21 protein-coding genes are annotated in these 17146 nt (G+C 28.5%); 9 read left to right on the forward strand and 12 right to left on the reverse strand.

The window, feature by feature from the left end:
* Positions 1–5: 5 nt before the first annotated feature.
* The 4 genes from WG950_RS03715 to WG950_RS03730 form a co-directional block, all read right to left on the reverse strand.
* On the reverse strand, positions 6–491 hold the full coding sequence (locus WG950_RS03715) for a Rab family GTPase (protein ID WP_340934207.1): 486 nt from the start codon (positions 489–491) through the stop codon (positions 6–8).
* Between the two features lie 5 nt (positions 492–496).
* Complete coding sequence (locus WG950_RS03720) at positions 497–1303, reverse strand: cell envelope biogenesis protein OmpA (RefSeq protein WP_340934208.1); 807 nt, start codon at positions 1301–1303, stop codon at positions 497–499.
* Entirely contained in the window at positions 1304–1657 is a 354-nt protein-coding gene (locus tag WG950_RS03725) for a hypothetical protein (RefSeq protein WP_077808982.1), read from the reverse strand. It lies immediately after the preceding gene.
* Positions 1658–1764: 107 nt separating this feature from the next.
* Positions 1765–2547, reverse strand: a complete 783-nt coding sequence (locus WG950_RS03730) for an MBL fold metallo-hydrolase (RefSeq protein ID WP_340934209.1) — start codon at positions 2545–2547, stop codon at positions 1765–1767.
* A gap of 77 nt (positions 2548–2624) precedes the next feature.
* Between WG950_RS03730 and WG950_RS03735 the strand changes: the two genes are divergently transcribed.
* Genes WG950_RS03735 through WG950_RS03750 form a run of 4 tightly spaced genes read left to right on the forward strand, consistent with a single transcriptional unit; the run spans position 2625 to position 5709 of the window.
* The gene (locus tag WG950_RS03735) at positions 2625–4073 is read left to right on the forward strand and encodes a nicotinate-nucleotide adenylyltransferase (RefSeq protein ID WP_077808980.1); all 1449 of its coding nucleotides are present in this window, start codon (positions 2625–2627) and stop codon (positions 4071–4073) included.
* Positions 4074–4125: 52 nt separating this feature from the next.
* Positions 4126–4674 (forward strand): RNA polymerase sigma factor, encoded by a 549-nt coding sequence (locus WG950_RS03740; RefSeq protein ID WP_340934210.1) that lies wholly within the window; start codon positions 4126–4128, stop codon positions 4672–4674.
* A gap of 34 nt (positions 4675–4708) precedes the next feature.
* A complete protein-coding gene (locus WG950_RS03745; protein WP_340934211.1) occupies positions 4709–5251 on the forward strand; it encodes a hypothetical protein in 543 nt (180 codons plus the stop codon).
* Between the two features lie 2 nt (positions 5252–5253).
* Positions 5254–5709, forward strand: coding sequence for a sensor of ECF-type sigma factor (locus tag WG950_RS03750; protein ID WP_340934212.1), 456 nt, complete (start codon positions 5254–5256; stop codon positions 5707–5709).
* Positions 5710–5756: 47 nt separating this feature from the next.
* On the opposite strand, the gene WG950_RS03755 is transcribed toward WG950_RS03750, so the two are convergent.
* From WG950_RS03755 to kdsB, 5 genes are all read right to left on the reverse strand, one after another.
* Positions 5757–5954 carry a hypothetical protein gene (locus tag WG950_RS03755; RefSeq protein ID WP_077808976.1) on the reverse strand — a complete coding sequence of 66 codons (198 nt, stop codon included), beginning with the start codon at positions 5952–5954 and terminating at the stop codon, positions 5757–5759.
* Between the two features lie 123 nt (positions 5955–6077).
* The gene (locus WG950_RS03760; protein WP_079738567.1) at positions 6078–6338 is read right to left on the reverse strand and encodes a hypothetical protein; all 261 of its coding nucleotides are present in this window, start codon (positions 6336–6338) and stop codon (positions 6078–6080) included.
* Between the two features lie 26 nt (positions 6339–6364).
* Positions 6365–6991: a chloramphenicol acetyltransferase gene (locus WG950_RS03765; RefSeq protein WP_340934213.1), complete on the reverse strand. Its 627-nt coding sequence runs from the start codon at positions 6989–6991 to the stop codon at positions 6365–6367.
* Complete coding sequence (locus WG950_RS03770) at positions 6988–7680, reverse strand: HAD family hydrolase (protein WP_340934214.1); 693 nt, start codon at positions 7678–7680, stop codon at positions 6988–6990. Before WG950_RS03770 ends, WG950_RS03765 begins: the two co-directional genes overlap by 4 nt.
* 1 nt (position 7681) lies before the next feature.
* The gene (kdsB, locus tag WG950_RS03775; protein ID WP_340934215.1) at positions 7682–8413 is read right to left on the reverse strand and encodes a 3-deoxy-manno-octulosonate cytidylyltransferase; all 732 of its coding nucleotides are present in this window, start codon (positions 8411–8413) and stop codon (positions 7682–7684) included.
* 101 nt (positions 8414–8514) lie between these two features.
* Between kdsB and WG950_RS03780 the strand changes: the two genes are divergently transcribed.
* Positions 8515–8682, forward strand: coding sequence for a lmo0937 family membrane protein (locus WG950_RS03780; protein ID WP_149025846.1), 168 nt, complete (start codon positions 8515–8517; stop codon positions 8680–8682).
* 70 nt (positions 8683–8752) lie between these two features.
* Positions 8753–9202 (forward strand): DUF4199 domain-containing protein, encoded by a 450-nt coding sequence (locus tag WG950_RS03785; protein ID WP_340934216.1) that lies wholly within the window; start codon positions 8753–8755, stop codon positions 9200–9202.
* Between the two features lie 50 nt (positions 9203–9252).
* Here WG950_RS03785 and WG950_RS03790 read toward each other — a convergent pair whose 3' ends face one another.
* Positions 9253–10122 (reverse strand): OmpA family protein, encoded by an 870-nt coding sequence (locus WG950_RS03790; protein WP_340934217.1) that lies wholly within the window; start codon positions 10120–10122, stop codon positions 9253–9255.
* A 158-nt stretch (positions 10123–10280) separates the two neighbouring features.
* On the reverse strand, positions 10281–12917 hold the full coding sequence (locus tag WG950_RS03795; RefSeq protein WP_340934218.1) for a valine--tRNA ligase: 2637 nt from the start codon (positions 12915–12917) through the stop codon (positions 10281–10283).
* A gap of 123 nt (positions 12918–13040) precedes the next feature.
* Between WG950_RS03795 and WG950_RS03800 the strand changes: the two genes are divergently transcribed.
* Entirely contained in the window at positions 13041–13445 is a 405-nt protein-coding gene (locus WG950_RS03800) for a DUF1573 domain-containing protein (RefSeq protein ID WP_340934219.1), read from the forward strand.
* Here the strand turns inward: WG950_RS03800 and WG950_RS03805 are convergent.
* Positions 13442–14782, reverse strand: a complete 1341-nt coding sequence (locus WG950_RS03805) for an aspartyl protease family protein (RefSeq protein WP_340934220.1) — start codon at positions 14780–14782, stop codon at positions 13442–13444. The two genes, WG950_RS03800 and WG950_RS03805, sit on opposite strands and share 4 nt — an antisense overlap.
* A gap of 154 nt (positions 14783–14936) precedes the next feature.
* Between WG950_RS03805 and WG950_RS03810 the strand changes: the two genes are divergently transcribed.
* Both WG950_RS03810 and murB read left to right on the forward strand, forming a co-directional pair.
* The gene (locus WG950_RS03810; protein ID WP_340934221.1) at positions 14937–16127 is read left to right on the forward strand and encodes a pyridoxal phosphate-dependent aminotransferase; all 1191 of its coding nucleotides are present in this window, start codon (positions 14937–14939) and stop codon (positions 16125–16127) included.
* Positions 16128–17138 (forward strand): UDP-N-acetylmuramate dehydrogenase, encoded by a 1011-nt coding sequence (gene murB / locus WG950_RS03815; protein ID WP_340934222.1) that lies wholly within the window; start codon positions 16128–16130, stop codon positions 17136–17138.
* Positions 17139–17146: the final 8 nt, after the last annotated feature.

The raw sequence follows: 17146 nt of genomic DNA on the forward strand, positions 1-17146 counted from the left end.
GAATTTTATTTTAATGAATTTGCTGCTAACTTTAAAAATGCATTCTCTACGTTTTCATTTTCTTTTGCACTTGTAATTAGATCTATATCTAAAGAAACTTTATTTTTAACTGCTAACAACTCATCTTCTGTAAGTAAATCTTTTTTGTTACCCACAATGGTTATTTCTTTTAAACCAGACAATTCTTTTACGTTACCAACGTATTCATCTAATTTTAAATACGTTTCTTCTCTGCTTAAATCGAAAACATACATGGCTGCTTTTGCTCCTAAAAAATAAGCTTTGGGTATTTTTTCATCTTCACTTGTACCTGCAACGTCCCAAATTAAAAGTTTAATTTCTTGATTTTCGTAGGATACAATTTTAGAACTAACCCTAACACCAATAGTGCTTATATAGTCTTCTGAGAATTGATTTAAAACAAATCTTCTAATTAAAGATGTTTTACCAACGCCAAAATTACCAACTAATAAAACTTTTTTAGCTATCATTATTATTAATCTATTAAATGTCTTTCTATTAAGACATTCAGTTTAACTTCATCTGATAAATAATCGCGATCTCTTAAGATAATTTCTGCTAAATTATTTACGTTATCAGACAAGTTCTCTCTAAATTCATTGTTAATTACTCCTGAAGTTGCAATTGCAATGTATATCGTTTTGAAGTTTTTTATGGTAAGCTGAAAGTTATCGAATCGAATATCTTCTAAATTTTGATCTTCTTTAGAAAACGCTTCTTCTGCAAATGATTTAATGGCTGTTAACATACCAGAAACCATATCTTTATCTGCAATATTACCTCTTGTAAAATTTCCCGATAATAAACCAGAGTCTTTTTCTATGATAAAAACCTCTTCTATTATTGGCTCAAAAACTTCTTGTAGTACATCTTCTGCATCACTCTTTTTTCCTTTAAAAAACCTTTTTAAGATTTCAGTAATCGAGAATTTTTCTGTGATGGTTTTATTAATACTGTCAGACAACTTTGTTATTTCACTAACAATTGCTTTCTTAATAAGTTTACCCATTATTGGGTATAAAGCTTCTACAACCTCATCTTGCGAGTCTCTAATTTGTACTTTTATTGTTTCTGTAATCGTGCTTCCAAAATAAGCTGGAAAATTTTTACGAAGATCTTCAATTTTTTCATCTACTACAGGCGTAACCTTCTCAGATAATCTTTCTTTTTCTAAAATTCTATTACTTAAATCAGAAAACTTATCTCTATCTTCTTCTAATAAAAGTTCTCTGAGCAACTCAAAACGATTGTCTTTTTTGTTATCTACAGTTTCCTTTTTCATCTATTCTTGCAACATCAATGCAATTTTTTCTAAAGCTTTTCCTAATTTTTTTCTATCTGCTTTTTCATCATCTAAATCTGCCAATTTCTTATCTAAATCTTCGTTTAAATCTTGAAATTTATGATCCATTAGACTTTCTAAATCTGCTAATTTATTTTCTAAATTTGCTACAGATTCTCCTAAGTTTTTTTGAGTTTCGTCTCGTAATGCTTTAATTCTGTTAAAAACATCTTCAAACTCAGAATTGTATTGCTGAATATTTTCACCAAAAATTAAATCTCTTACTGCTGCAATTCTACTATCTTCTACTTGATTAGCTTTGGTTGCTTTGCTATTCTCTGACTTGTTTTCCATCTATATTATTAATTGCGTTGATTTATTTGGCTTATTAAATAAAGCAATTTTTTTTGCTTTTATTACCTATAATAACAAATATACGTTAAAATATAATTATTTAAAATCTAACTTGTTATTTTTAAACCATCATAAGCCAAATAAACATTTGGCGGTAAGTTTTTAGAGACTTCTTTATGAAAACCTAATTTGTGACTAATATGCGTAAAATAAGTTTTTTTAGGCTTAATTTTTGCCACAAAATCTAAGGCTTCTTCTAAGTTAAAATGTGTAGGATGCGCCTCTAATCGTAAAGCATTTACTATTAAAACATCTAAGTTTTTTAGCTTATCAATTTCTGATGTTGCAATAGTTTTTACATCTGTTAAATAAGCAATATTTTCTATTTTGTAACCTAAAATAGGCAAATTACCATGCAAAACCTGTATTGGTGTTACATTTAAATTACCTAATTTAAAACTTTGATTATCAACAATAGTTGGTTGTACACTTGGTGCACCAGGATATCTATTTTCTTTAGAAAATATATACTGAAAACGTTGTTCTAAACTTTCTAACGTTCTCTTATTTAAATAAATAGGCATCTCTCCTATTTTATAACAATAAGGTCTTAAATCATCTAAACCTGCTGTATGATCTGCATGTTCGTGGGTAAATAAAACGCCTTCTACCAATTGCACATTCTCTCTAAGCATTTGTTGTCTAAAATCTGGACCACAATCGATAACATAAGACGCATCATCCGAAGAAATTAACACAGAAGATCGTAAGCGCTTATCTTTAAAATCTTTAGACAAACAAACAGGATCGTTACTTGCTATCATTGGTATACCTTGTGATGTACCAGTACCTAAAAAAGTAATATTTAACAGTTTTTTATCAGTTTTCATTGAAACAAAAATAAGATAAAAATTTACTGATTACACACTTATTTAGTACATTTGTTGCGATAATTAAAAACGAATTTATGGCAATTTCTTTAAAAGGAGATCAAGAAATAAGTAGTGTACCAACAACTAAAAGCAAAGCGCTTAGAATTAACTTAAACTCTGACATTTACGGTACTTTTGCCGAAATTGGAGCCGGACAAGAAACAGCGCGTAATTTTTTTAGATCTGGTGCTGCTTCTGGTACAATTGCAAAGGCAATGAGTGCATATGATAAAGATTTTTCTGACGCTATTTATGGTATCGAAGAAGATAAACGTTATGTTACTCAACCTCGTTTAAAGAAAATGTTACGTCATGAAATCGATTTAATGGAAGATCGATTAAGTAGATCTAAACATCCTGATAAATTATTTTTTAGTTATGCAAATACCGTAACAACTATAGATTTTGCAAAGAAATTTAAAGGTCATGGTTGGGTCGGAATCCGTTTTCAATTAGATCCTTTAGAAGGGTACAACGAAATTATTTTACACTTACGTTTTAAAGAAACAGATGCTCGTTTACAGCAAGAAACTTTAGGTATTTTAGGTGTAAACTTAATTTATGGTGCTTTTTACTTAAATGATAATCCGAAAGAATTGGTAAAATCTTTTTACCATAATTTAAGTAACGATCAATTAGAAATTGATATGATTAATTTCTCTGGACCTCGTTTTATGTATGTTGATAACCGTTTAATGAGTTTACAATTACTTAAAAACGGAATGACAAATGCGGTAATGTTTGGCCCAGACGGAAACAACTTATTACCAGCACAAGTATTATACAAAAAGAATATTTTGGCCTTAAGAGGTAGCTTTAGACCAGTTACTAAGGTAAATATGGATATGTTTGAGAAGTCGAAAAAACTTTTCTTCGAAGAAAATAAAGTTGAAGAAAGTAAAACACAAGTTATTTTCGAAATTACCTTAAGTAATTTAAGTGCAGAAGGTAAAATTAACGAAAGAGACTTTTTAGACAGAGCAGAACTACTTTGTTCACTGGGACAAAATGTAATGATTACTAGTTTTCAGCAATACTTTAAATTGGTAGAATACTTTAGTGAATTCACCAAAGAAAGAATGGGGTTAACTATGGGTGTTCAAAACTTAATTCAAATTTTTGATGAAAAGTACTACAGAAATTTAAGTGGTGGAATTTTAGAAGCATTTGGTAAACTTTTCTATAGAGATTTAAAAGTTTACATGTATCCTTATCACGATCAAGCATCAGGAGAATACATTACCAGCGAGAACTTAAAAGTGCACCCTAGAATGAAAGAATTATTTAAATTCTTTAAGCACAATGGTAAAGTTGTAGATATTGATGACTTTGATAAAGAAATTTTAGATATTTTTTCTCGTACAGTTTTAAAAATGATTTTAGACGGTAAAAAAGGTTGGGAAGAAATGTTACCAGAAGGAATTCCAGAAATAATTAAGCAAAAAAGATTGTTTGGTTACTCTAGATCTAGAATAGATAAATAATCTAGATTAAACCTTTTGTATAAAATTTTGTCTTACTAAAAAAACAACCCAATTGAAAGACGAAATTGTTTTAATAGAACAACTTAAAAATGTTGCCACTAGAGAAGCTGCTTTTAGAGAGTTAATAAGACTCTACAAAGAGCGCTTGTATTGGCATATACGTAAAATTGTAGTTTCTCATGATGATGCAGACGACGTTTTACAAAACACATTTATAAAGGTTTACAAAAACATCGATAAGTTTAACCAAGAAAGCAAGTTGTTTTCTTGGATGTACAGAATTGCAACAAACGAATCTATTACATTTATTAATAAACGTGCAAAAGACAGAAATGTAGATATTTCTGAAATGCACGAACAATTAGCATCTAGTTTAGAAAGTGATGTGTATTTTTCTGGTGATGAAATTCAGATTATACTTCAAAAAGCAATTGCTACCCTACCACAAAAGCAGCAACTTGTATTTAACATGAAATATTTTGATGAAATTAAGTATAACGAAATGTCAGAAATTTTAGAAACTTCTGTAGGAGCTCTTAAATCTTCTTATTTTCATGCAGTTAAAAAAATAGAAAGCTATATAAAAAATCAAACAGATTAAACCTTTTGTAAATAATTGTGTCTAAATAGTAATTATGGAAAACAATATTAAACATAGCGAAGACTTTTTAAAATCGGTAATTAAAAAAAATACTGGTTTATCTGCTCCCGAAAATTATTTTGAGAATGCAGAAGATAAATTCTCTGCCTTTCTTAAAGAAGAAAAATTTCCGAAAGAAAATGGTTTTTCTATACCAGATAATTACTTTGAAAAAGTAGAAGATTCAATAATAAACAAAGTAATTGTTTCTAAAAAAGGTAAAGTAATCTCTTTAAAAGATAAAATAATTAGGTTTATACCAATTGCAGCAGCCGCTTCTGTTGTGTTATTTTTAAGCATCAATTTTTATAACAATTTTAAAAGTGATGAAATAAATTTTGACACTTTAGCTGAAACAGATATAGAAAACTGGGTAATTGAAAATGCTAGTGATATTTCCGATGAAGATTTTGCAGCCTTAATTAATAATGAAGTATATAACGAAAATGACTTTGCTTTTGCAAGTTTAAACAATACAGATATAGAAGATTACATTATAGATTCTGAAAACACATCTTTATTAAACGAAAACTATTAATAATGAAAAAATACATCTTACTTTTAACAATAATACTTACTTCTTTTAGCAGTATAGCACAACATACTAAAGAAAGTAGAAAAAAAATTAAAGCTTTAAAAACAGCTTATTTAACAGAAGAATTACAGCTTACTTCTAGCGAGGCAGAAAAATTTTGGCCTTTATACAACAAACACGAAGAAAAGATAGATTTTCTTAGAAATAAAGGACGTATAGAATACAAGAAAAAAATTAAAGAAGCAGGCGATTTAAGCAAATTAGAAGAATCTGATGCAAAAAAACTAGTTTTATTAAGACTAGAGTTAGAAAACGAAATTGCCTCAGAAAAAGAAGATTTTAACACTAAAGTTTCTAAGTTTTTATCCTACAGAAAAATAATGAAACTTCATATTTCTGAAAGAGAATTCGCTAGAAAGTTAATGAGAAAATATGGTAAAGGAAGAAGTAAAAAAGAATAATAAAAACTTTATATAAATTAAAAAGAGGCTTTAAAGCCTCTTTTTTTTTATTTCTTAAGTAAATTCATACATATTAAAAGTTCTGGTTTATTTGCTGTAAAACCTCTTAACCAAATTACAAGTTCGTTAATTTCGTACGGCAATAGTCTGTCTAAACTTTTTTGTAATTCTTTGCAAAAAAGATCTGAATTAAAGCTAACTTTTTTTAAAACCGTTTTCGTATATTCAAACATTGCTCTAGCCATAATTTAATAATATTTAAAGTTTTAACGTTAATAATTCATTTTTAGTATAACTAACCAAATTTAATAAAAAAACCATCAACAGAAATGTTGATGGTTGTTAAAAAATATCTAAAAAAATTAAGATTAAATCTTATTAATTTTAGCGATTAAATCGTTGGCTCTTGTTTCTAACTCTGCACTTACTTGCTTGTAATGTGCTTTTTTGTTTTCTACACCTTTTGCGTTAATTTTCCCAATTAAATCGTCAAAAGTGTTTATAGTTTCATCTATAACTGCCTCTACTTCTTTATTCTCTCCTTTAAGATCAACTTTTTCAGAAGCGTATCCAATAATATCTCCTAAAGTATAGTTAATATCTTTTTTTAAGTTTTTTATGCTTGCCATAATTTATTTATTTTAAAGATGCAAAGTTAATTGTTTTTATCTAATTGACTCTGAAATTCTTCAAAAAATAAACCAATATGATAACCATCTACCAGAGCATGATTTACAGAAATAGCAACAGGCATTTTTATTTGATTATTTTCTGTAAATGTTTTACCAAATGCTAATTTAGGAATACTATCATTCTTAACGCCAGATACAGGTTCTTTTTGACTTGTAAAAGAAAACCACGGCAATGCAGAACAATAGATACAATCATCAGAATTTACCGGTGGAAACAATTCTTCTGAATTTAAAATTCTTTCCTTTTCCTTAAGAAAGTTATCGTTAAAATTTTTAAAAATTTCATCAAAATAAATATAAGAAAAACCAAATGTATGATCTTCTCTAGCTATTGTTGCAGATGCATTTATTACATCATGAATAGCAATTTTATCTTCTTGAATTCTATATTTAAAATTTTCAATAGAATTTAACGCGACTAAACATGCGTGCAAATACATTGCAAAAAAAGAAGCTTTTTTTTCTTTAGACAATTTTAAGGTATTTGTAACATCAACATTTACTGTAACCGAAAAAAAAGGATCTTCTAAACTTTTAAAATGTTGAAAATGCTGTTTTCTGTTCCAAGAATCTATATCTAAATACTTCATAAAAAATTTAGTATGTCTGTAATTTTAGAAATTGTTTTATAGCTTGCATCGTTTTTTTCTTCGGATGTAACTTCTTCATGCGCCCAAGTTGTATGAAAAGGAATATGAATTGCAGATGCACCTAAAGCAACTAAAGGCAAAACATCAGACTTTAAAGAATTACCAATCATTAACAATTCTGATGGTTCTACTTCAAGATGTTTCATCAATTTTAAATAATCTTTTTCTTTCTTATCGCTCATTACTTCGATATGATGAAAATATTTTAGAAGATTCGATTTTTCTAATTTTTTTTCTTGATCTAATAAATCGCCTTTTGTAGCAACTATCAATTTATACTTGCCTTGTAAATTACTTAACACCTCTTCTACTCCGTCTAATAACTCTATAGGTTGTGCCAACATTTCTTTACCAATATCTAGTATTTTTTCGATTGTTTTTTGTGGCAACTTGTAATTTGATAATTCTAATGCACATTCTACCATCGATAAAACAAAGCCTTTTATGCCGTAACCATATATTTCAAGATTTTTAATTTCAGTTTTAAAAAGCTCTTGATCTATTTTATTTTTAGTTTCGTATTTAGATATTAATTCAGCAAAAGTTTCTTCTGCTTCTCTAAAATAAGTTTCGTTTACCCACAGAGTATCATCAGCATCAAATGCGATTACTTTTATATTTTTAAACATATTATAAGTTTAAGTATTTTTTGGCTTTTTCTAAGTCTTCTGGTGTATCTATACCTACCGCTTCTACAGAAGTTTCTACCATTTTTATTTTTTTACCAATTTCTTGGTATCGAATTGCTTCAATTTTTTCTGAAGCTTCTAAAGGTGTCATTGGTGTTTTATAAAAATCTAATAAAGCTTGTTTTCTAAAAGCATAAACACCTTTGTGTTTATAGTATTTTACATTGACGTTTTTATCTCGATGAAATGGTATAACGCTTCTAGAAAAATAAATAGCCAAATTATTTACATCTGTAATTACTTTAACGTTATTTGGATTTTCGATATCCTCTTTATTAGTAATTTCTACTTTTAGCGAAGCTAAATCTATTTCTTTTTTTAAATCTTTCTTAAATACGTCTACTAATTTCTCTAACGATATTTTGTCTATAAATGGTTCGTCTCCTTGCACATTAATTACAATATCTGCGTCTAAAAACTCTACAGCTTCTGCAATTCTATCAGAGCCACATTCGTGCTCTTTTTTACTCATAATTACGTTACCGTTAGCATTAGAAATGTTTTCTTTAATTATATCTGAATCTGTGACTACATAAACCTCGTCAAATAAATCTGTATGTAAAGCAGCTTCGTATGTTCTTAAAATCACGGTTTTACCACCTAAATCTTTCATTAATTTACCCGGAAATCGAGAAGCACTATAGCGTGCAGGAATCATTGCAATTACTTTCATGAATAGCTTTTTGTATGCATCAAAGATAATATTTAAATGGATAGCGTTAAACTACACTTTACAATTTTTATAATTTTGAGTGAACAAAAAAATTAATTATCATGAGAAGTATTTTGTGGCTTGTAGCCGTAGTTTTTATTATTATTTGGGCATTAGGTGTTTTAGGTATTGTACCAGGAATTGCAACTAGCAGTTTAATACATACATTATTAGTAATTGCAGTTATTGTAATTCTTTATAATATTATTTCTGGTAGAAAACCATTGTAATGTCTCTTAATATGATATAAAAATTCGGTGAGAGTTTCAGAAGAAATTATGAATATAAAAAAAAGATAAGATGACAACAGATAAAATTATTATTAAAAACGCATTCCTAATTACATTTTTAATTGGTGGATTTTTTCTACTATGTAAATTAGTTGGCTTAGAAGAAAACCCATATTTAAGATTTTTAAATTTAGCTTTTGTACTATTTGGTATATACTTAGCCATTAAAGAAAGTGTATACAAAAACAACGAAACTAAATACACTACAAATTTAGGTATTGGTATTAGAACTTCTGTTATTGCAGTAATTCTTTCTATTATTGGTGTTGTAATTTATGTACAATTTATAAATCCTGATTTTCTAACTGTAATGAATAATTCTTTTTTAATTGGTGGTAATTTAACGTTGCCAGAAGTAGTAATTACTTTATTAATAGAAGGTATGGCATCTTCATTTATAGGTTCTTTTATTATCATGCAGTTTTATAAAAACCACGACAAAGAGAATTTAAACAAATAAAAAAAACTCCCAATTGGGAGCTTTTTTTTGGAATATATTATTTTAAATTTTTATTCTGCTAATGCTTCATCTGTAGCAATTAGTGCAAAAAACTTATCTAAATTTGGTAGAATTACGATTCTAGTTCTTCTATTTTTGGCTCTATTTTCTCGTGTATTATTTTCTACTAAAGGCATTGTAGAACCTCTACCTGATGCAATTAATCTGCTACCATCTACATTGTATTTGTTTTCTAATAATCTTACAATTGACGTAGATCTTTTAACACTCAAATCCCAATTATCTTGCACAGAAGCATTGTTGATAGTTCTTGAGTCTGTATGACCTTCTATCATCACATCCATACTTGGTTCAGAATTTATAACATTAGCCAACTTTTCTACTAAACTATAAGCTCCTTTTTTTACTCTATAACTAGCAGTATTAAATAACAATTTATCAGAAACAGAAATCATTACAACTGTTTGATCAATATCTATATTTATATCATCAGAATTATTAAGATCAGAAGTATTCATCTTATTCTTTAAATTATAAGATATCGCTAAGTTTAAAGAATCTTTTAGAGTCTTAGCCTCTGCTAAATCTGCTGCATCTACTTTTGCTAGCGTTTCTCTCATTCTTTCTCTAGTCTTATTAGATATTACGGCTGTATTACCAACCATATCTAATTTAATGTCATTTTCATTTTTCAAAGTAACGTTGTCACTTTTTAAAGAGTTAATTTTATCGTTATAATTAGCTACTCTTTTTTCAATTTTAGCAAATTTAACTTCTAAAGCTTCTTTTTCTATAGTAGTTTTTTGAAGATTTCCTTTAGTGTCTATATATTGACTTTCTAAAGCAGCATATTTCTTTTTAGACACACATGATGTTGCCAATAAAGACAATGCTACAAAGGGAATAATAAGTTTTTTCATAATTTTAAGTTTTATTAATAGTTATCTTTTAAAACCTACATTTTTTCGAATTAGTATAACCCTAACTGTATTTTATAACTTTTTAACTTAAAATGTTAAAAAAACCATAATAACTTAATATTATGGTTTTTTTAGAAAAATTAAAATGTATTTACGAGTTATTTAAGGGAACTTAAACTACTCTTTATTGTTTCTATTTTAGCAATAGTATCTGCTTCTTTTTTACGTTCTAAAGCAATTACTTGCTCTGGTGCATTTGCCACAAAACGTTCGTTAGAAAGCTTTTTGTTAATACCAAACAAGAAACCTTCTGCTCTTTTTAATTCTGTTTCTAACTTTTTAATTTCGGCTTCTACATCTATATTTTCTATAGAAATTGGTACAAAATATTCATTTGACTTTACTCTAAATGAAGCGCCATCTACTTTTTCTGAAACATAGTTTATTGCTGCTGTATTTGTTAATTTCTGAATAACAGCATCAAAATCTTTAGAACTTTTATCATTATCAATTACAAATAATTCGACCGCATCTTTAAATGAAACGTTCTTATCTTTTCTAATAGTTCTAATTCCTGAAACTACATCTGTAGCAAAATCGAAATTGGTAATTATTTGCGTATCAAACTTTTTAATTGTAGGATATTTGGCAATAACCAATGCTTCTTCTGATGATCTTTCTGTAATATGCTGCCAAATTTCTTCTGTTAAAAATGGCATAAACGGATGCAATACTTTTAAGTTATTTTCTAAAACTTCTATAATTGCATCAAACGTAGTTTTGTCTATTGGTTGCTGATATACTGGTTTTACAATTTCTAATAACCAAGAAGAAAAATCATCATTAATTAACTTGTAAATTGCCATTAAGGCATTAGACAAACGATATTTAGAAAAATGATCTTCTATTTCTGCCAAAGTTTTTTGAAACTTAGCTTCATACCATTCTAAACCAATTTTAGAAGTTTCTGGTTGTGGTAAACTTGCATCTACTTCCCAACCTTTTATCAAACGGAAAGCATTCCAAATTTTATTTGCAAACCCTTTTCCTTGTTGACATAAATCTTCATCAAACATTAAATCGTTACCTGCTGCAGAACTTAATAAAAGTCCAACTCTTACACCGTCTGCGCCATAATCATCAATTAATTTAAGTGCATCTGGAGAATTACCTAAAGATTTAGACATTTTACGTCTTTGTTTATCTCTAACTAACCCTGTTAAATATACGTTATTAAAAGGTTTTTGATCTTTATATTCATAACCTGCAACAATCATTCTTGCCACCCAGAAAAATAAAATATCCGGACCAGTAACTAAATCGTTTGTTGGGTAATAATATTTAATTTCTTCGTTCTCTGGGTTTCTAATTCCGTCGAAAACAGACATTGGCCACAACCAAGAAGAGAACCAAGTATCCAAAGCATCTTCATCTTGTTTTAAATCAGACGCAGACAAAGAAGCATTTCCTGTTTTTTCTTTTGCTAAAACTAAAGCATCTTCAATATTTTCTGCAACAACAAAATCTTCTTTTCCGTCTCCATAGAAAAAAGCAGGAATTTGTTGTCCCCACCAAAGTTGACGAGAAATATTCCAATCACGTACATTTTCCATCCAATGACGGTACGTATTTTCAAATTTCTTTGGATATAAGTTGATATCAGTATCATCACCTAAAACTGCTTTAATTGCAGGTTTAGCCAATTCTTCCATCTTTAAAAACCATTGGTCAGACAATCTAGGTTCAATAACCGCTTTTGTTCTTTCTGATGTACCAACTTTGTTTGTATGAACTTCAGTTTTTACTAAAATTCCTTTTTCTGATAATTCTTGAGCAATTTCTTTACGAACTACAAATCTATCTTTCCCTTGGTAATGTAATCCGAAGGAATTTAAAGAAGCATCATCATTAAAAATATCGATTACTTCTAGATTGTGTTTATCACCTAAATTCTTATCATTTTCATCGTGTGCAGGCGTAACTTTTAAACAACCTGTACCAAATTCTAAATCTACATATTCATCTTCTATAATCGGAATAATTCTTCCGCAAAGCGGCACAATTGCTTTTTTACCTTTTAAGTGTGTAAAACGCTCATCATTTGGGTTGATACAAATTGCAGTATCACCAAAAATAGTTTCTGGTCTTGTTGTTGCAATTGTTAATGTATCATCAGAACCTTCAATTTTGTATTCTAAATAATACAAATTTCCTTGTCTTTCTTCGTGAATTACTTCTTCATCAGAAAGTGTTGTTTTGGCTTCTGGATCCCAGTTTACCATTCTGTAGCCTCTGTATATTAAACCTTTGTTGTATAAATCAACAAAAACTTTAATCACAGATTCAGACATCTCTGGATCCATTGTAAACGCAGTTCTTTCCCAATCACAAGAAGCACCTAACTTCTTTAATTGTTCTAAAATAATTCCTCCATATTCATCTTTCCAATCAAAAGCATGTTGTAAGAATTCTTCACGAGTTAAGTCGCTTTTTTTAATTCCTTGCTCTTTTAATTTAGCAACAACTTTTGCTTCTGTGGCAATAGATGCATGATCTGTACCAGGTACCCAACAAGCATTTTTGCCTAATAAACGTGCACGTCTAATTAAAACATCTTGTATTGTATTATTTAGCATGTGCCCCATATGTAATACTCCGGTTACGTTTGGTGGCGGAATCACGATTGTGTAAGGCTCTCTTTCATCTGGCGTTGAATGAAAATAATTATTTTTCATCCAGTAATCGTACCATTTATCTTCTACTTGTTTTGCATCGTATTTAGATGGAATTGTCATACTTTGGTATCCTTTTTGATATATAATTCACAAAAATACAATTATCTATTTTGTAGAGAAAATTAGTAGTTGATTTTTTAAAACAAATTATAAAGCTTAATTTTACACTTTAAAATATTAAATATGAAACTTTTAACAGCCTTAATCTTATTTTTATTTGTCTCTTTTTCTATAAACTCACAAGAATTTAAGTTTGAAACAGAGTCTATTAACTATGGTAAAGTTAGTAAAGGCGCTAACGGAGAGCGAGTTTTTGTATTTACAAATATTGGCGATGCACCCTTAATTATTAAGAACATACAATCTTCTTGTGGTTGTACCGTGCCTAAAAAACCAGAAAAACCAATTATGCCAGGTGAAAAAGGAGAAATTAAAGTTTCTTATGATACAAAAAGAGTTGGTGGTTTTTCTAAACAAATTACAATTTTCTCTAATGCAAAAACTGCTAGAAAAACTTTAAAAATTAGAGGTTTTGTAGATAAAAAAGAGTTCTTAGAAAAAGAGAAAAGCATGCTTTCTGGCAGTTAGATTCTTTTTTCTAATCGAAATTGAAATGTTTTTTTAGAACCGTATCTTAGAACTGTAATTGTAATTTTTTTATTGGCTCTTTCTTGCATTTTACTTACAATTTCATTTAGTTTATATGAGTGAACGGGTTTTCTATTAATACTTGAGAGAATATCACCTAGTTGCAAACCTGCCCTATCTGCTGGCGAGTTTTTTACAACATTTTTAATAATATAAGAAGGCTTAAATTTATACGTGTAATTGGCTACAAAAGAAATTGTATTATTTGTTTGAATATCATTATTAAAAGAATCTGAAACAGGTTTAATAATTTCTTCTTTAACTAACTGCTTACCATTATAAACAATATCTAAACCACTCATATTATAATTAAAATCACTTTTAAAAGAAGCGTTTTTTCTAAGGGTAATTTTTTTATTTGGGTAATCTATCCAAACCATAAACCTCTTTAAAATATTACCACCAATACTGCCATTTCTTTCTTTTAACATACTTGCATTTTGTGTAGAAAGAGAATCTAGAAAAGATACCGTAGGGCTTTTAATTTCATATTTACCAATTATTAATTTTGGTATTCTACTTCTGTTACCATAAATAGACCCGCTTAAACCTTCACCTAACAAATCATTAAAGTATTTTAAAGGTGTTTTTATTTCGGCTTTAGAATTTTCGAAAAGCCATATTGCATCACTTCCTCCAGAATCTACCAACATTTTAACAGGAGTTTGAACATTGTTAACTGTATCTAATTGCACATCAACCTCAACAAATGGTTTTTTTCTATAAAATTGTATGGGCAAAACTTCGCACTTTTTACATCGTTTATATTTAAACGAGTCTGGGTTATAAAAGTCTATTTTTTTAGTTTTGTAATTTATTCTCACTACAAAATCTTTTAATAAATTATAGCCTATTATACCGTGTATTGTAGTTCCCATTTTACTAGATAAATCAAAAAAATCTTTTAAAATAACATAAACAGATTCATTATTACCAATCGCATTTTTAACTTGTAATTTATTATTTCTAGAAATAATAGCTTCTACAGATTCTCCGTCACCCAAACCTCTTAAAGATACTTTTTCTGGATTTAGAAGACCAATGCTATCATTTTCTGAAAGATTAAAAATTATGGTTTTATTTACACCAGTATCAAGAATAAAACTCATTTTCTTGTTATTGATGAATACCGGAATTACAACCAAATTATTTATTAATTCAAAAGAAAGACGTTGTTTTTTTTGAGACGTATTTTTAAACCGAAATCCGTTTTGAGAATGACAAGTAAAAGTCAAAAAAAACAAAATAAAAATTATTAAAAGCGAATTATTATTCAAGTTATTTTAGTTTAGGTATTTATAAAAATACAACATTTTTTTTGCTGATTATTCTTTTTTTAACTAAAAATTAGCCTTAAACTTTCAATAATATAATTCTTAATATAAAATATATTTTGCAAATTTGCATTGATAAAAATTACAACAATATATTATGCCTTCAATATCTAATAAAGGAATACAAATGCCAGAATCGCCAATTAGAAAATTGGTACCATACGCAGAAGATGCTAAGAAAAGAGGAGTTAAGGTTTTTCATTTAAATATAGGTCAACCAGATATTAAAACCCCTCAAGTAGCTTTAGATGCTGTTAAAAACAATACTATAGAAACACTTTCTTATGCAAGATCTGAAGGTTCTGAAGAATACAGAAATAAGTTAGCAAACTATTATGTAAAGAACAATATACCAGTTAACTCAAGCAATATAGTAGTTACAACAGGTGGTTCAGAAGCGTTATTATTTACAATTGGAAGTATTACAGATCCAGGAGACGAAATTATTATTCCGGAACCATTTTACGCAAACTATAATGGTTTTTCTACAGCTTCTGGTGTAAGTGTTGTACCCGTTATTTCTAGTATAGATGACAATTTTGCACTACCAAAAATAGAAGATTTCGAGAAGTTAATTACAGCTAAAACCAAAGCTATATTAATATGTAACCCAGGTAACCCAACCGGTTATTTATATTCTGAAGAAGAAATTAAAAAATTAAAAGAAATTGTTTTAAAACACGATTTATTTTTAATTGCTGATGAAGTTTATAGAGAATTTACTTACGATGGTTTAAATCACACATCTGTACTTTCTATCGATGGGTTAGAAAATAATGCAATTGTAATAGATTCTGTATCTAAAAGATATAGTATGTGTGGTGCAAGAATTGGTTGTATTGTATCAAAAAATGAAGAATTTATAAAAACTGCGGTAAAATTTGCACAAGCAAGATTAAGCCCGCCAACATATGCATTAATTGCAAGTGAAGCTGCATTAGACACACCACAGTCTTATTTTGATGATGTAAAAGAAGAATATGTATCTAGAAGAAATATTTTAATTTCTGAATTACAAAAAATTGATGGCGTAAAAGTTGCGAACCCAAAAGGTGCTTTTTATTGTGTTGCAGAATTACCCGTAAAAGATTCTGATCATTTTGCGCAATGGATTCTTGAAAGCTTTAATCATAATAACGAAACAGTTATGGTGGCACCAGCAAGCGGCTTTTATTCGACTGCAGGCGAAGGAAAAAATCAAGTAAGAATTGCTTATGTATTAAATGAAAAAGATTTAAAAAGATCTGTAGAAATTTTAGCAGAAGCATTAAAACAATACCAAAACTAGTTGAATATTCAACAAAACATACCCTTAAAAAAGTATAATACGTTTGGCATTTCTGTAAATGCCAAACGCTTTATATCTGTAGATTCTGTTTATTTATTGCAACAAATTTTAAAGCAAGAAAAAGATATTTTTTTAATTTCTGGTGGTAGCAATATGTTACTTACTAAAGATATTGAAAAACTAGTTGTTCATATAGATTTTAAAGGAATTTCTATTGATAGAGAAGATGAAAACAATGTTTATTTAACAGTTAATGCAGGAGAAAATTGGCACGAATTTGTCTTATGGACTATTCACAATGATTTTGGTGGCATAGAAAATTTATCTTTAATTCCTGGAAATGTTGGCACATGCCCAATTCAGAATATTGGTGCATACGGAGTTGAAGTTAAAGATGTAATTACTAAAGTTGAAGCCTTAGAAATTGAAACAGGAAAACTAGTTAGTTTTTCTAACGAAGTTTGTGATTTTGGCTACAGAAACTCAATATTTAAAAACGAAGAAAAAGGTAAGTACATTATTGTAGCAGTTAGCTTTAAGCTCACAAAAAACAAGCATACTTTAAATACTTCTTATGGTGCAATTGAAACTGAGCTTGAAGCAAAAAATATAGTTTCACCAAGTTTACAAGATGTTTCTAATGCAGTAATTGCCATAAGAAAATCTAAATTACCAGATCCTAAAGAAATTGGTAACAGTGGTAGCTTTTTTAAGAACCCTGTAATTTCTAAAGATCAATTCTTAGAACTTCAAAAAGAAAACCCAAACATACCTAATTACCCGGTTTCCGATACAGAAATTAAAGTTCCCGCAGGTTGGTTAGTAGAACAAAGTGGTTTTAAAGGAAAACGTTTTGGAGATGCTGGTATACATGAAAAACAAGCATTAGTTTTAGTAAATTACGGTAATGCTTCTGGTAAAGAAATTTATTTATTAGCTCAAAAAATTCAAGAAAAAGTATTTAAAAACTTCGGAATTTCATTGGAAATTGAAGTGAATGTTATTGCATAAAAAAAGCC

This window comes from Polaribacter marinaquae, from assembly GCF_038019025.1.
GTDB lineage: Bacteria > Bacteroidota > Bacteroidia > Flavobacteriales > Flavobacteriaceae > Polaribacter > Polaribacter marinaquae.

Excerpts from the sequence above, each read along its gene's own strand:
- WG950_RS03715 (WP_340934207.1), bottom strand. The coding sequence starts at position 491 with ATGATAGCTAAAAAAGTTTTATTAGTTGGTAATTTTGGCGTTGGTAAA.
- WG950_RS03720 (WP_340934208.1), bottom strand. The coding sequence starts at position 1,303 with ATGAAAAAGGAAACTGTAGATAACAAAAAAGACAATCGTTTTGAGTTG.
- WG950_RS03725 (WP_077808982.1), bottom strand. The coding sequence starts at position 1,657 with ATGGAAAACAAGTCAGAGAATAGCAAAGCAACCAAAGCTAATCAAGTA.
- WG950_RS03730 (WP_340934209.1), bottom strand. The coding sequence starts at position 2,547 with ATGAAAACTGATAAAAAACTGTTAAATATTACTTTTTTAGGTACTGGT.
- WG950_RS03735 (WP_077808980.1), top strand. The coding sequence starts at position 2,625 with ATGGCAATTTCTTTAAAAGGAGATCAAGAAATAAGTAGTGTACCAACA.
- WG950_RS03745 (WP_340934211.1), top strand. The coding sequence starts at position 4,709 with ATGGAAAACAATATTAAACATAGCGAAGACTTTTTAAAATCGGTAATT.
- WG950_RS03750 (WP_340934212.1), top strand. The coding sequence starts at position 5,254 with ATGAAAAAATACATCTTACTTTTAACAATAATACTTACTTCTTTTAGC.
- WG950_RS03755 (WP_077808976.1), bottom strand. The coding sequence starts at position 5,954 with ATGGCTAGAGCAATGTTTGAATATACGAAAACGGTTTTAAAAAAAGTT.
- WG950_RS03760 (WP_079738567.1), bottom strand. The coding sequence starts at position 6,338 with ATGGCAAGCATAAAAAACTTAAAAAAAGATATTAACTATACTTTAGGA.
- WG950_RS03765 (WP_340934213.1), bottom strand. The coding sequence starts at position 6,991 with ATGAAGTATTTAGATATAGATTCTTGGAACAGAAAACAGCATTTTCAA.
- WG950_RS03770 (WP_340934214.1), bottom strand. The coding sequence starts at position 7,680 with ATGTTTAAAAATATAAAAGTAATCGCATTTGATGCTGATGATACTCTG.
- kdsB (WP_340934215.1), bottom strand. The coding sequence starts at position 8,413 with ATGAAAGTAATTGCAATGATTCCTGCACGCTATAGTGCTTCTCGATTT.
- WG950_RS03780 (WP_149025846.1), top strand. The coding sequence starts at position 8,515 with ATGAGAAGTATTTTGTGGCTTGTAGCCGTAGTTTTTATTATTATTTGG.
- WG950_RS03785 (WP_340934216.1), top strand. The coding sequence starts at position 8,753 with ATGACAACAGATAAAATTATTATTAAAAACGCATTCCTAATTACATTT.
- WG950_RS03790 (WP_340934217.1), bottom strand. The coding sequence starts at position 10,122 with ATGAAAAAACTTATTATTCCCTTTGTAGCATTGTCTTTATTGGCAACA.
- WG950_RS03795 (WP_340934218.1), bottom strand. The coding sequence starts at position 12,917 with ATGACAATTCCATCTAAATACGATGCAAAACAAGTAGAAGATAAATGG.
- WG950_RS03800 (WP_340934219.1), top strand. The coding sequence starts at position 13,041 with ATGAAACTTTTAACAGCCTTAATCTTATTTTTATTTGTCTCTTTTTCT.
- WG950_RS03810 (WP_340934221.1), top strand. The coding sequence starts at position 14,937 with ATGCCTTCAATATCTAATAAAGGAATACAAATGCCAGAATCGCCAATT.